Annotated in this window: 15 protein-coding genes; 10 read left to right on the top strand and 5 right to left on the bottom strand. The window is 69.0% G+C overall.

The genetic code is table 11. The features are described 5' to 3' along the window. The first annotated feature begins 129 nt into the window (after positions 1 to 129). From ACIG5A_RS18565 to ACIG5A_RS18575, 3 genes are all read left to right on the top strand, one after another. Positions 130 to 882 (top strand): alpha/beta fold hydrolase, encoded by a 753-nt coding sequence (locus ACIG5A_RS18565; protein ID WP_397241426.1) that lies wholly within the window; start codon positions 130 to 132, stop codon positions 880 to 882. Positions 883 to 944: 62 nt separating this feature from the next. Next, the gene (locus ACIG5A_RS18570) at positions 945 to 1,853 is read left to right on the top strand and encodes a sucrase ferredoxin (RefSeq protein ID WP_397241427.1); all 909 of its coding nucleotides are present in this window, start codon (positions 945 to 947) and stop codon (positions 1,851 to 1,853) included. Positions 1,854 to 1,928: 75 nt separating this feature from the next. After that, the gene (locus ACIG5A_RS18575; RefSeq protein WP_397241428.1) at positions 1,929 to 2,495 is read left to right on the top strand and encodes a hypothetical protein; all 567 of its coding nucleotides are present in this window, start codon (positions 1,929 to 1,931) and stop codon (positions 2,493 to 2,495) included. 16 nt (positions 2,496 to 2,511) lie between these two features. Here the strand turns inward: ACIG5A_RS18575 and ACIG5A_RS18580 are convergent, their stop codons facing one another. Then, the gene (locus tag ACIG5A_RS18580; protein WP_397241429.1) at positions 2,512 to 3,462 is read right to left on the bottom strand and encodes an SDR family NAD(P)-dependent oxidoreductase; all 951 of its coding nucleotides are present in this window, start codon (positions 3,460 to 3,462) and stop codon (positions 2,512 to 2,514) included. A gap of 154 nt (positions 3,463 to 3,616) precedes the next feature. On the opposite strand from ACIG5A_RS18580, the gene ACIG5A_RS18585 reads away from it, so the two are divergent. Continuing rightward, a complete protein-coding gene (locus ACIG5A_RS18585) occupies positions 3,617 to 4,072 on the top strand; it encodes a hypothetical protein (protein WP_397241430.1) in 456 nt (151 codons plus the stop codon). Positions 4,073 to 4,172: 100 nt separating this feature from the next. Here the strand turns inward: ACIG5A_RS18585 and ACIG5A_RS18590 are convergent, their stop codons facing one another. Next, positions 4,173 to 4,646, bottom strand: a complete 474-nt coding sequence (locus ACIG5A_RS18590) for a MarR family winged helix-turn-helix transcriptional regulator (protein ID WP_397241431.1) — start codon at positions 4,644 to 4,646, stop codon at positions 4,173 to 4,175. A 48-nt stretch (positions 4,647 to 4,694) separates the two neighbouring features. Between ACIG5A_RS18590 and ACIG5A_RS18595 the strand changes: the two genes are divergently transcribed. From ACIG5A_RS18595 to ACIG5A_RS18615, 5 genes are all read left to right on the top strand, one after another. Continuing rightward, a complete protein-coding gene (locus ACIG5A_RS18595) occupies positions 4,695 to 5,144 on the top strand; it encodes a MarR family winged helix-turn-helix transcriptional regulator (protein ID WP_397241432.1) in 450 nt (149 codons plus the stop codon). Between the two features lie 68 nt (positions 5,145 to 5,212). Next, positions 5,213 to 8,530, top strand: coding sequence for an error-prone DNA polymerase (locus tag ACIG5A_RS18600; protein ID WP_397241433.1), 3,318 nt, complete (start codon positions 5,213 to 5,215; stop codon positions 8,528 to 8,530). Between the two features lie 60 nt (positions 8,531 to 8,590). Next, positions 8,591 to 9,565: a M48 family metalloprotease gene (locus ACIG5A_RS18605; RefSeq protein WP_397241434.1), complete on the top strand. Its 975-nt coding sequence runs from the start codon at positions 8,591 to 8,593 to the stop codon at positions 9,563 to 9,565. Positions 9,566 to 9,639: 74 nt separating this feature from the next. Next, on the top strand, positions 9,640 to 10,620 hold the full coding sequence (locus ACIG5A_RS18610; protein ID WP_397241435.1) for a DUF4349 domain-containing protein: 981 nt from the start codon (positions 9,640 to 9,642) through the stop codon (positions 10,618 to 10,620). Further along, positions 10,574 to 10,807: a DUF167 domain-containing protein gene (locus tag ACIG5A_RS18615; protein ID WP_397241436.1), complete on the top strand. Its 234-nt coding sequence runs from the start codon at positions 10,574 to 10,576 to the stop codon at positions 10,805 to 10,807. The genes ACIG5A_RS18610 and ACIG5A_RS18615 overlap by 47 nt, the downstream gene beginning before the upstream one ends. Positions 10,808 to 10,828: 21 nt before the next feature. Here ACIG5A_RS18615 and ACIG5A_RS18620 read toward each other — a convergent pair whose 3' ends face one another. Together ACIG5A_RS18620 and ACIG5A_RS18625 are read right to left on the bottom strand one after the other, a co-directional pair. Then, positions 10,829 to 11,293, bottom strand: a complete 465-nt coding sequence (locus ACIG5A_RS18620) for a tRNA (cytidine(34)-2'-O)-methyltransferase (RefSeq protein WP_397241437.1) — start codon at positions 11,291 to 11,293, stop codon at positions 10,829 to 10,831. Between the two features lie 90 nt (positions 11,294 to 11,383). Further along, the gene (locus ACIG5A_RS18625; RefSeq protein ID WP_397241438.1) at positions 11,384 to 12,016 is read right to left on the bottom strand and encodes a carboxymuconolactone decarboxylase family protein; all 633 of its coding nucleotides are present in this window, start codon (positions 12,014 to 12,016) and stop codon (positions 11,384 to 11,386) included. Positions 12,017 to 12,227: 211 nt separating this feature from the next. Here ACIG5A_RS18625 and ACIG5A_RS18630 point away from each other — a divergent pair, with 211 nt between their 5' ends. Next, positions 12,228 to 12,470 carry a DUF3017 domain-containing protein gene (locus ACIG5A_RS18630; RefSeq protein WP_397241862.1) on the top strand — a complete coding sequence of 81 codons (243 nt, stop codon included), beginning with the start codon at positions 12,228 to 12,230 and terminating at the stop codon, positions 12,468 to 12,470. Between the two features lie 13 nt (positions 12,471 to 12,483). Here ACIG5A_RS18630 and ACIG5A_RS18635 read toward each other — a convergent pair whose 3' ends face one another. Beyond that, complete coding sequence (locus tag ACIG5A_RS18635; RefSeq protein WP_397241440.1) at positions 12,484 to 13,125, bottom strand: nitroreductase family protein; 642 nt, start codon at positions 13,123 to 13,125, stop codon at positions 12,484 to 12,486. Positions 13,126 to 13,191 lie beyond the last annotated feature (66 nt).

A 13,191-nucleotide genomic window follows, 5' to 3' on the forward strand; every position in this document is an offset into this window, starting at 1 on the left:
GCCGAGTCTCGTGCACGTCCGTCGGCTCGCGCCAGGCGTTTTTCGGCAGGCGCAGTGATCCGTATGACGCAGTGATTCCTCCGACAACTCACAGACCTGCGCATAACTCGCCAAGTACCCTCGGAGATCGTGGAGCTGACTGCCGCGAGGGCCGCGTTCGCCGACGTGCGGATCGCGTATCGGGATACCGGTGACACGGGTGACGACGTCCCCGTGCTGCTCGTGCACGGCATGGGCGGCGACGGGCACACCTGGGACCATTTCGCCCGCGTGCTCGCCGGGACCGGCCGCCGCGTGATCGTCCCCGACCTGCGCGGACACGGCCGCAGCGCGCACACCGACTCCTACCTGTTCGGCGAATTCGGCGCCGACGTGCTGAACCTCTGCGATCACCTCGGGCTCACCCGGGTGGATCTGGTCGGGCATTCGCTCGGTGGTTACGCCGTGTCCTGCGTCGCCCAGGAGCGTCCCGGCCTGGTGCGTCGCCTGGTCATCGAGGAATGCCCGCTGCCGCTGCGCTCCGGTGCCGAGGAAGTGAAGCTGACTCGCCGCTTTCCGACCGTTCCGGAGCTGTGGCACGCCACGACCAGCGTGCTGCGCCATCCGCGGGCCGTACTCGCCTTCGACCGGTCCATGACCCGCACCGCGCTCGAGCAGTTCCGCAAGCCGAACCCGGAATGGTGGGACCGGCTGACCGAGATCACCGCGCCGACGCTGGTCCTGCGCGGCGGGCCCGGCGGCATGGTCGACCCGGAGAAGCTGGCGATCGTGCGCACCGCCATCCCCGACTGCACGGTGGCCGCCTTCACCTGCGGCCACAGCATCCACCGCGACCGCTACCGGGAATTCGAGGCCGCCGTCCTGCCCTTCCTCGCCGTATGAGGCATTACTAGAGTGAAACGGTGCCCGCCCTCGATCACCCGGCGCTGAAGCCGGTCTGACCCATGACCACGTTCGAGGGATTGTCGTGCGCGGCCGCGGCGGCGGTCGATGAGCCGCTGCCGGGCAGCGCGACCCATGTGACCGGGTGGTTGTGTGTGGAGCAGCCGGGCGCGTGGGGGCGCGATGTGATCGGCGACGAAGTGCTCGGCGCGGCGATCACCGCCGAGCTGGCGGCGCGCACGAAGGCCGCGCATGTCAGGCCGACGCTGATCCGGCGGCCGGGTCGCAACGAATTCACCGGCGCCAGAACCGTTCTGCTCGCGAGTTCGCGGGCGGCGGGCTCCTGGTGCGAGCGGCTCGAGATCACCGACCTGCGGCAGCTGCTCGATATCGACCTGCATCTGCTCGCCGGTCCGCCGCCGGGAATCGGTGCGCCGGTGGCCGATCCGGTGGTGCTGGTCTGCGCGCACGGAAAACGGGACCAGTGCTGCGCGCTGCTCGGCCGTCCGATCGCCGCCACCCTCGCCGCGGACCATCCCCAGGTCTGGGAGTGCTCGCACACCGGCGGTCACCGTTTCGCGCCCGCCGTCGTCCTGCTGCCGTCCGGACTGACCTATGGTCGCGTCGACGCGGCGGCGATCGCCGAGGCGATCGCGGCGACCCGCCGCGGGGCTGTCTCGCTGGCCGGGTTGCGCGGCCGCAGCTGCTACAAGCCGCTGGAGCAGATCGCCGAACTCGCTGTGCGCGAACAGCTTTCCGCTGGTGTCGATGATCTCGTCGTGTGCGCCGAACCCGAATCGGTCACCACCGATCCCACCGCGGCCGGCGCGGCGGTGGTGACCCATCGCGACGGCCGCCGCTGGCGCGTCACCGCACGCACTGTCGCCTATCCGCCGCGCCAAGCCAGCTGTGGCGCCGCCGCCAAACCCGTTACCGCCCTGGTCCCCGACGCGATCCAACTCCTGCCCTAGCGGCCGGGCTGCCGCACCCCTGCCGCGCGGGTAGGGTGCCTTGGGGCCGTGATCGCGTGGGTAGGGAGAGTTCGAGTGACGACGACACCGGTGCTGCCGCCGCAATCTCTGACTGCGCCATGGCATTACTACGGTGCCGCACCGGTCTCGGCGCCGGTCGGGCCGGTGGTGAAGGCGTACATCGACGGTGTGGCGCAGCGGCTGCGGGCGGACGAGGTGCGGGCCGGGCAGTTGTGGATCGATCCGCTGTGGGCGTTCGGTGGTGCGGTCAGGCTCGGCACTCGTGGTTCGACGCGGGAGCTGCTGCTCGCGGTGGCCGCGGTGGAGCGGGTGACGCTCGCGGCGGCCGAGGATTTCCCGCGCCGGGTGCGTGAATTCGCCAGGCGCGCGGTGGCGGGCACGGGTCGCGGCGGTGCGCTGTCGGTCGCCGTGCTGGTCTCCGAGCGGGTGCATCCCGAGGCGCCGTCGCGCGTGACCGCGACGGCGCGGTGGGGTGCGGGCGTACTGCCCGTCGTGGTCGATCTCGGGGCGCGGCAGCTGACCGTCGCGGCGAACACGCCGGTCTCCGGCTTCCGCACCTTCGGCCAATTACGCAGGCAGGCTTGGCATTACCTGCCCGACCCGCATCGGATCCCGAGCTGACGCCGGCCGGTCGCGCTCACCAGTGAGTGCCGGGAACCCAGCGTGCGGCGCGGCGCAGTGCGGTACCGGTGACCCTGCGGGCGGTCGACCGCTGGCGTGGCTCGGGTTGCGCGGCAAGGGGTTCCGCGTCGTCATCGCTGTCGTCGGCCAGTTCGCCCTTGGCGGCGGGTGAGTCGGGCAGCGCGCGGTAGTAGCGGTGCAGGATGCGATCGCGCAGCTTGGGGGTGAGTAGCGCGCCGTATTCGGCGAAGGTGCCGAGCGGCACGTCGATGCGCTTGGGGCGCTCGGTGAGTGCGCGCACGATGGTCGCGGCCGCCCATTCGGGGGATTCGGACGGGCCCTGATCACCGCTCGGCGTGATCATCGGGGTACGCACCAGCGGCATGTGGATGGTGGTGAAAGTGACTCCGTCGGCCATGGTTTCGACCGCGGCCACCTCGGTGAACTTGTCCAGCGCCGCCTTGCTGGCGAGGTAGGCGGCGAACCGTGGTGTGGCCACCTGCACGCCCGCGCTGGAGATGTTGACGATGTGGCCGAACTTGCGTTCGCGCATCTGCGGCAGCAGCGCGAGGGTCAGCCGCAGCGCGCCGAAGTAGTTGACCGCCATGGTGCGTTCGAAGTCGTGCAGCCGGTCGGTGGAGCGGTGGATGGCGCGCCGGATGGAACGGCCCGCGTTGTTCACCAGCATGTCGACATGGCCGTGTTCGTCGAGAATGGCCTTGACGGTGGCGTCGACGGATTCGGAATCGGTGACGTCGCACTGATATCCGTAGGCGGTGCCACCCGCGTCGCGGATCTCCTCGACCACGGCCGCGAGCTCGTCGCCGCGCCGCGCGAGCAGGAACAGGATGGCGCCCTTGTCCGCGACGGCCAGCGCCGCCGCCCGGCCGATGCCGGAGGAGGCGCCGGTGATCAGGACGTGACGTCCGGTGAGGTCGCGCGTGCGGCGAGTGCGGCCTTCGGTCATCGCTGCTCCTTTGCAGGTCGAGTTGACACGAACTTACTCTCAAGTAAGTTTACCCGCCAAGTGGGATCCGTCACGTCGGGGGTGGGTCGGCCGAGTGTGGCGAAACGGGCGAGCGGCGCTCGAATCCTTCGAACATATGTGCGATACTCTGCGCATGGCGGAGGATCGGATGGCGGACATCTTTGCCGCGGTGCGGCTCGGCGGCGAGGACCCGGTGGCGGCGCGCGACGCGCTGCTCACGCTGTGGCGCGACCTCGGCGAGGGCGGTGATCCGTTGCACCGCTGCGTGATCGCGCATCACCTGGCCGATGTGCAGGACGCCGCCGCCGATGCGCTGCTCTGGGATCAGCGGGCGCTCGCGGCGATCTTCGGTCCCGGTGTCCCGCTGGACGAGGGCATGCGCGGCTTCCTGCCCTCCCTGTATCTGAACCTGGCCGACAGTCACCGCCGCGTCGGCGAATTCGACATGGCCAGAATGCAATTGACCATCGCGCGCGGCCATCTCGACATCCTCGCCGACGATGCCTACGGCGAGGTCATCCGCTCCGGCCTCGATCACGTCGATGCCGCCCTCGCCGCCGGCTCCACGGATCCATTGCCGACCAACTAGTCACGGCCGCACCGCATTCAGGGCTTTATGGCAATGGGACCGGGGCGGGCGAGCTCGATTCGGCGAGCCCCGCCCCGGTCCGCTCGACCTGTGCGCCGCGCTATTCGGCCGCGGTGGTCAGCGCGGTGAACGAGGCGACGAATGTGGTGATGAGCCGGGCGAATTCGGTGCGATCGGCGTCCGGCCAGTCCGCCATCACCTGGGCGAAGAGTGCCTGGCGCATCCGATGGGTGCGGTCGAGTTGTTCGCGGCCGAGACCGGTGAGCGTCAGTAAGGTGCGCCGCCGGTCGGTGGGGTCGGCCTCGCGCGCCACCAATCCCGCTTCCTCCGCGCGCAATGCCAGGCGGCTCGCCCTCGGCTGATCCACGCCGAGTGCGGCGGCGATGTCGTTGACGGCGCATGGCCGGTCGTCGGCCTCGATGGTGTCGAGCACGCCGAACAGGGTCGGGTCGATCGGCTTGTCGCCGTCCGGTGGCGCCATGCGGCTCAGCGAGCGCCGGGATTGGCTGCGCCGAATCGCCACCATGGCCCGCTCGACGGCGGCAACGGCTTCCTGTTGGTCTCTCCGCGACATGCATGCTATTTTACATTTGTTGTAAAAATACATGTAATGGAGGTTCTCGTGACAGGCATGACGCAACTGCCCGATGTTCGCGAACAACGCCCGCTCGGCTACTGGCTCAAGCACATCGACCGCGCCATCGAGGAGCGCTTCGGCAGCCTTCTGGCCGGTGACGGCCTGGCTCGGCGTGGCTGGCAGGTGCTCAACACCATTTCCTGCGAACCGATTTCGGTCGCCGATATCGATCAGGCGATGGCGCCCTTTCTTTCCGTCGACGAGCCGACGATGCGGCCGTACGCCGATCGGTTCGCCGAAGACGGCTGGATCCGCATCGATGCGGCGGATGTCGTCGAGCTGACCGAGGCGGGCCGGGAGGTTCACCGGCGCGTTTCCGAGCGGATCGGGGTGGAGCGGGTGCGCATGATGGAGTGCCTCTCGGCCGAGGACTACGAAGTGCTGATGAGCCTGCTCCAACGGGTCGCCGCGCATCTCGACGCGCCCGTGGCGTAAGTGTGCCGCCCCCCCGCGTATCCATCCTGGATATTCGAATGTATGTTCGAGATCGAGGAGGTGATGTGGTGGGGTGGGGTAATGGGCCGCCGAGCTGGGCGGAGATGGAGCGCGTGCTGTCCGGGCGGCCGGGCCGGACGAATCCGGACGCGATGTATCCGGGCGACGGCGGCGACAGCCCGGCGTGGTCGCGCAAGCGCGGGGAATACCTGGCCGAGCCGGTGCGGCGGCCCGAGGGGCCGGTGGTGCCCTACGCGGAACTGCACGCGCATTCGGCATACAGCTTCCTCGACGGGGCGAGTCAGCCCGAGGAACTGGTGGAGGAGGCGGTGCGGCTCGGCCTGGCGGCGATCGCGCTCACCGATCACGACGGCTTCTACGGCACCGTGCGCTTCGCGGAGGCGGCCAAGGAATGGCGGATGCCGACGATCTATGGGGCGGAGCTATCGCTCGGAGCGGCGCAGGACTCGGCCCCGCGCACCGGTTCACCGGATCCCGCCGGGCCACATCTGCTCGTCCTCGCGCGCGGTCAGGAGGGCTACCGCCGCCTCTCCCGCGAGATCGCGGCCGCGCATCTGGCGGCGGGCGAGAAAGGCATCCTCCGCTATGACCTGGATGCGCTCACCGCGGCGGCGGGCGGGCAGTGGCACATCATGACCGGCTGCCGGAAAGGCCATGTGCGCCAAGCGCTCGAACGCGATCTGCGCGCGGGCGGCGCCCGCCTGCCCGAGGCCGAGGCGGCGCTGCGTGATCTGATGGAGCGGTTCGGCGCCGACCGGGTGAGCGTGGAGCTGACGCACCACGGCATACCGGAAGACGATGAGCGCAACGCCAAGCTGTTCACCCTTGCCGAGCGCCTCGGCCTACCCGTAATCGCCACCACCGGAGCGCATTTCGCCGCGCCGGCGCAGCGGCGCCGGGCAATGGCGCTTGCCGCGATCCGGGCCAGGCGCAGTCTCGACGACATCGCGGGCTGGCTGGCCCCCGCCGGTGGTGCGCACCTGCGCTCGGGCGCGGAGATGGCGCAGCTGTTCGCCGCGATACCGCAGGCGATCGAGAACAGCGTGGCGCTGGCCCGCGAATGCGCCTTCGATCTGCGGCTGATCGCCCCCGAACTGCCGCCGTTCGACGTGCCGGACGGCCACGACGAGAACTCCTGGCTGCGCGAGCTCACCCTCGCGGGCGCCGCATGCCGCTATGGTCCACGCGCGGCGAACCCGCAGGCGTATCGGCAGCTCGAGCACGAGCTCGCGGTGATCACCGAGTTGAAGTTCCCCGGCTACTTCCTGGTGGTGCACGACATCGTCAGCTTCTGCAAGGACAACGACATCCTGTGCCAGGGCCGTGGCTCGGCGGCCAATTCGGCGGTCTGCTACGCCATCGGCATCACCAATGTCGACCCGGTCGCCAATCAGCTGCTGTTCGAACGGTTCCTGTCCCCGGAGCGCGACGGTCCGCCGGATATCGATGTCGACATCGAATCCGATCGCCGCGAGGAGGCGATCCAGCACGTCTACGCCAAGTACGGCCGCGCATACGCGGCCCAGGTGGCCAATGTGATCACCTATCGCGGGAAGTCGGCCGTCCGCGATGCCGCACGCGCACTGGGCTTTTCGCCCGGACAGCAGGACGCCTGGAGTAAACAGGTGAGTCGCTGGACCGGCGTCGGCGGCGAAACCGACACCGGCATCCCCGCCGAAGTGCTCGACCTGGCCGCCGAAATCGAGGGGCTGCCACGGCATCTCGGTATCCACTCCGGCGGCATGGTGATCTGCGACCGCCCCATCGCCGACGTCTGCCCGGTGGAGTGGGCGCGGATGCCTGGCCGCAGCGTGCTGCAGTGGGACAAGGACGATTGCGCGGCAGTCGGTTTGGTGAAGTTCGATCTGCTCGGGCTCGGCATGCTCTCCGCGCTGCACTACATGATCGACATGGTGCGCGAGCACGAGGGCAAGACCGTCGAGCTGCACGCGCTCGATCTGAAGGAAGCCGCCGTCTACGAGATGCTGTCGCGCGCCGACTCGGTGGGGGTGTTCCAGGTGGAGTCGCGCGCGCAGATGGCCACGCTGCCGCGGCTGAAGCCGAGGAATTTCTACGACCTGGTGGTCGAGGTGGCGCTGATCCGGCCGGGCCCGATTCAGGGCGGCTCGGTGCATCCCTACATCCGGCGGCGCAACAAGCTGGAGAAGGCCGTCTACGACCATCCGGCGCTGGAGAATTCGCTGGAGCGCACCCTCGGCGTTCCGCTGTTCCAGGAGCAGCTCATGCAGATGGCCGTCGATGTCGCGGGTTTCACCGCCGCCGAGGCCGACCAGCTGCGCCGCGCCATGGGGTCGAAGCGCTCCCCGGAACGCATGGAGCGCCTCAAAAACCGGCTCTACCAGGGTATGCGCGATCTGCACGGTATCGAAGGCGAGGTCGCCGACCGCATCTACGAGAAGCTCTACGCCTTCGCGAATTTCGGCTTCCCGGAAAGCCATTCGCAGAGCTTCGCCTCGATCGTGTTCTATTCGGCCTGGTTCAAGCTGCACCATCCCGCGGCCTTCTGCGCCGGGCTGCTGCGGGCACAGCCGATGGGTTTCTACTCGCCGCAGTCGCTGGTCGCCGACGCCCGCAGGCACGGGGTGCTGGTGCACGGGCCCGACATCAATGCCAGCCGCGCCGAGCCGACCCTCGAGGCGCGCGGCGCTCAGGTGCGGCTGGGATTGGCCACGATCCGGCATATCGGCGACGAGCTCGCCGAGCAGATCGTCGCCGCGCGTGAACTCGGTCCGTACACCTCGTTCCTCGATCTCACCGGGCGCGTCGAACTCACTGTGCCGCAGGCGGAATCGCTGGCCACCGCGGGTGCGCTCGGCAGTCTGGGCGTCACCCGCAGGGAGGCGCTGTGGGCGGCGGGCGCGGCGGCAGGGGAACGCCCCGACCGCCTGCCTGGCACCGGCGCCGCGACCGCGGCCCCCGCACTGCCCGGTATGAGCGCACTGGAATTGGCCGCCGCCGATGTCTGGTCCACCGGCGTCTCGCCCGGCAGCTACCCGACCGAATTCCTGCGCAGCCGACTCGATGCCCTCGGCGTCATCCCGGCGTCGGGGCTGCTCGACGTCCCCGACGGCGCCCGCGTGCTGGTCGGTGGCGCCGTCACGCACCGCCAGCGGCCCGCCACCGCCGCCGGTGTCACCTTTCTCAACCTGGAAGACGAAACCGGCATGGTGAACGTGGTCTGCTCGGTCGGGCTGTGGGCCCGCTACCGCCGTCTCGCCCAGAGCGCCCCCGCTCTGCTCATCCGCGGCCGCGTGCAGAACGCCGAGGGCGCCGTCAGCGTCGTCGCCGAACACCTGCGACGGATGGACCTGCGCGTCGACTCGAAGTCCCGCGATTTCCGCTGAGCCGGTGCGCGATTCGCGCAGTACCATCGAGGGTGCAGGCCGGACCGGGGGGTTGATGCCATGCCTGTTCACTATGAAACCGACGGTGCGCCGGAGCGCGACGATATGCCAGCGCTGCCGCCGAAGAACCGATATCTGTCACCGGTGCCCACGCTGCTGTTGACGCTGCCGACACTGCTGCTCAGCCTGCTGGTCCTTTTCGTCGTCGGCGAGCTGGTCGGCCGGTGGGCGGCGGCGGTGATCGCTGTGCTCTGGGTGTATTTCGGCGCCGTGGTCGTCAACGGGGTCTGGTTCCGACCCAATAGGAAAGGGTTGGCGCGCAGGGCCTTTCGGCTGCGGGCGCCGGTATCTCCGGAAACCGAACGGCTGGCGGCGGCCTGGGCGAACGTCACGAGCAGGCCGGGGTTGGACGGCTGGCCCTATTCGCTGTGGGTGCAGCAGTCCGACGAGCTGAACGCCTTCGCCGCGCCGGCCCGCATGGTCGGCGCGACCAGCTGGGCCATCGCGAAACTCGCGCCGCGACAACTGGAGGCGATACTCGCGCACGAACTCGGCCACCATCTGGTGGTCGACGCGCGAGCCCGATTGTTCGACGTATGCCTCGCCATGCCGGCTGTCTTCCTGCGGCGGCTGGGCGAACGGGGCGGACGGCTACTGGAATTTCTGGGTGACCGTGCGCCCGCCGTCCGGTTCCTCGTGGCGGTTGGCGCCGCGGTAGCCGCCGTCCTCGCGTCGATACCAGTGCTGCGGGACGGCGGTGCCGCCGTGCTCGGTGTCCTGCTGTTCGTCGAGCCACTGGCCAGGGCCGCGCAGTCGCGGCGCGAGGAATCGGCCGCCGATCTGGTCGCGGTCGATCTCGGATACGGCTATGCGCTCATGGCCGCGCTACGGCGCTGGATCGAATCCAGCCCGCCGCCACCCAGCGGCGTGCTCGCGGTGCGCGATCGCCTGTTCAGCACCCATCCGCCGATGTCGCGGCGGCTGCGCGCGATCGAGGATCGGATGCGCGAGCGCCCTTGCGGCACCGAACTTTAAGGAAGTATTAGAGAGCTTCTAGAGAAGGGTTATGTCGGCCTTTTCCCAGCTGAGCAGCCGCTACGCTGCGAATCATGCGAAAGCTTGCTGTGGTGTGTATCGGGCTGTTGGGGCTGGCAGTGCTGGTTGGCTGCGGTAGCGAGAAGAGTTCGACATCGGCGCCGGATCGGGCGAGCGCCTACACGGTGGCGCCTGCCGCTCCGCCGGGGTTGCGTGAACAGTCCCCCGCGGGGAAAGGCGCGCAGGACAACAACGCTCCGGCGCGCAAGGAGGTGATCACCGGCAGCGTCGACATCGTCGCCGACGATCCCATCGAGGCGGCCGGGAAGATCGCCGATCAGGTGCGTGCGGCGGGCGGGCGGATCGACAGCAGGACCGAACAGCCGCGCAACGGCGACGATCCCGCGGAGGCCGCGCTCAACGTGCGGGTGCCCGCCGACAAGACGGACAAGTTCATCGATGGCCTCGGCGGCATCGGCAAGGTCACCAAGGTGAAGACCGACCGCGACGACGTCACCATGAAATGGGAGGACCTCGACGCCAGGATCCGTGCGCTGCAGGCCTCGGTCGACCGGCTGCGCGATCTCATCTCCCGCGCCGCCAACACCGCCGACCTGCTCGCCGCCGAGCAGGCGCTGTCCAGCAGGCAGGCCGATCTGGACAGCCTCACCGCGCAGAAGCGCCGCCTCGACGACGAGGTCTCGCTGTCCACGCTGACCATCGAGATCACCAGCACCGCAAAGGCTTCCGAGCAGGGGCCGGACAGCTTCTGGGACGGGCTCGTCGCGGGCTGGCACTCGCTGGTGAACTGGCTGAAGGACGCGGTGGTCTTCCTCGGCAGGGCGCTGCCGTGGCTCGGCTTCCTGGCCGTGCTCGGCGCCATCGGGTGGGGCATCGTGGCGGCGGTGCGGCGGCGCGGCAAGGATGCGGGACAATCGACTCCCGGACCGACCGGACCCGCTCCGGTCACGCAACCAGCCGCGCCGGGTGCTGGGACAGGAGCGACAGGTGCCCCCGAGGGTCGTCCGGGCGACAATCAAACCGAACAGCCGTAAAGGCCCACTCGTCGAAACCCTCGACGACGGCACCCTGCAGCTGTACGTGCGGGCGCCCGCCGTCGAGGGTAAGGCGAACAAGGCGGCCATCGAACTGCTCGCCGAGCACTACGGCGTCTCGAAGAGTTCGGTCCGCCTTTCCGCCGGCGCCACCTCCCGCTTCAAACGCTTCGCGATCGACCTCTGAAATTATCTGTGCCGCACTGTCTTACCCGCCGCCCGCGAATCCGAGCTGGCGCCACGCCTCGTAGACGGTGACGGCGGCGGCATTCGACAGATTCATCGAACGCCGTCCCGGCAGCATGGGGATCCGCAGCTGATCGGTGACATGCGGATCCCGCAGCACCTCCGCAGGCAGTCCGGTGGGTTCGGTCCCGAACAGCAGCACATCCCCCTCGCGATACGCCACATCGGTGTAGCGGGTGCTTGCCTGCGTGGTGAACGCGAACACCCGCTCCGGCCGTACCGCGTCCCACGCCGCCGCCAGATTCGCGTGCACCGTCACCGAGGCCAGATCGTGGTAGTCCAGCCCCGCCCGCCGCAATTTCGCCTCGGAGAGATCGAACCCCAACGGCTCGATCAGATGCAGCTCACACCCGGTCCCGGCGACCAGCCGAATCGCATTCCCGGTATTCCCGGGAATAGCGGGCTCATGGAACATCAAATGGAACACGACAGCCAGTCAACCAGGTGCCTGCGACAACTCGGCGACGAGCCATCCGGTGGGGCAGCAGGCGCGGCGGGGTAGGACTCCGGACCGCGCTCAGCCGATGTTCGGGGGATACGCCGGGGGATTTTCCGCGAGTTGGATGAGGTCGGGGGTGTGGTGGTCGCGGACGGGCCACTGGGCGGCCGGGGGTTCGGGGAGGGCGCAGGCGTTGCCGTCGGCCATGCCGGTGGGGCGCACGCCGAGGGACTGGTTGAGGCGGGCGCGCTGGTTTTCCCAGGCGATGGCCGCGGCCAGTTCGGTCAGTTGGGATTTCGAGAGGTGGGTCAGCAGGTCGGTGCGCAGGTCGGTGAGGATGGTGCCGACGGCGGGGGTCGAGGTCATGGCCTCGGCGAACGACAGGACGAGGCGCTCGAGGTCGGTGTACGCGTCGCTGGTTCGGTAGCGCGGCAGGTCGAGCAGCTGCTTTTCGGTGATGCCGGACGAATTGGCCAGTGCGGAACCGATATCGAGACAGAACTCGCAGCTGACCAGTCCCGCGGTCTTCAGCTCGGCGAGCTCCTTGAGCCTCGGATCGAGGCGGTTGCTGAACAGCAGCGCTGTCTCGTACGCCATCGTGGCGGACAGCAGTTGCGGCCGCCGGACGAGCCAGCCGGTCAGGTCGGACCGGTTGCGCTTCGCCTGCCGAAATGCCTGGAGATAGTGCCAAATTCGCGTGAAGGCTCGCATCGCCACCCCTTATGTTCAGATATCTCGAACCTCCTTTGAAACTACGCCCTGTAGTAGGGCATTTCAATGGGTTGACGCCGGAGTGCCTCCTCGAGGTCGGCGGCGTCGCGCCGGCGGGCGGGCGGGATCTGCAAGAATCGACGGCGTGACCGAAGTCGACACCTCCGGCGGGAGCAGCCGGGGCGAGCAGTTCCTGCGCTGCCACCTGCCGATGGTCGTCGTGCTGCTGGTCGTCGTGCTGGCCATCGTGTTCGTCGCCTCCGACCGCTGGCGGCGCGGTGCGCTGTTCTTCGGCGGCGCGACCCTGCTGGCCGCCGCGTTCCGTTTGTGCCTGCCCACCGCGCGCGTCGGACTACTCGCGGTGCGCAGCAAGCCATTCGACGTCGGCGCGCTGACCCTGCTCGGCACCTCGATCGTCTTCATCGCCGCCACCATCAACACCCTCGGGGTCTAGGGCGCGTCTCCGGTCATCCCGCGTAGAGCTCGGTGTGGACGGTGCGTTCGCGCGGGCGGCGGCCGGGGTGGGGCGGCGGGGCGTCGGTGTAGCCGATGGTGACCATGACGGTGATGGCGAGGTCGTCGCGGTCGGCGATGCCGATGGCCTGTTTCACCAGTTCGGGGTCCCAGCCGTTCATCGGGGCCGAGGCGAGGCCGAGGCTGGTCGCGGCGAGCATCACGTAGGTGGCGGCGATCATCGCGTTCTTCACCGCGTTCTCGCGGATCAGGCCGCGATCGCGCAGCGAGTGGAACTCCGCGCGGGATTCGAACATGGCCGTGAACTGCTCGTTCCATGCGCCGCTGCCGGTGGCCTGCGCCGAGATGTCGGTGTTGGCCGCCTCCCATGCCGCGGTCTCGGCGACGAAGACGAGCACGACGGGCGCCTCCAGCGGCTGTGGCTGACCGAAGGCGGCCTCCGACAACGCTTTACGGCCGGTCTCGCTGCTCACCACCACGATCGAGCGGTCCTGCATGTTCCATGCGCTCGGCGCCTGCGTCGCGAGGTCGAGCAGTTCGTCGAGCAGCTCCGCGGGCACCGGATCGGGGCGGTAGTGGCGGACGGTGCGGCGGGCGCGGATCGCGGCGGGAACCGAAAGTGTCTGTGCGTTCATGTTTCTAACTATCAGAGAGTCACTCTCTTTTAGGAAGAAGGCACTTTTTAGTGCGTTACGATGGAT

It is taken from the genome of Nocardia sp. NPDC052566, assembly GCF_044547285.1.
In the GTDB taxonomy this organism is placed as follows: domain Bacteria; phylum Actinomycetota; class Actinomycetes; order Mycobacteriales; family Mycobacteriaceae; genus Nocardia.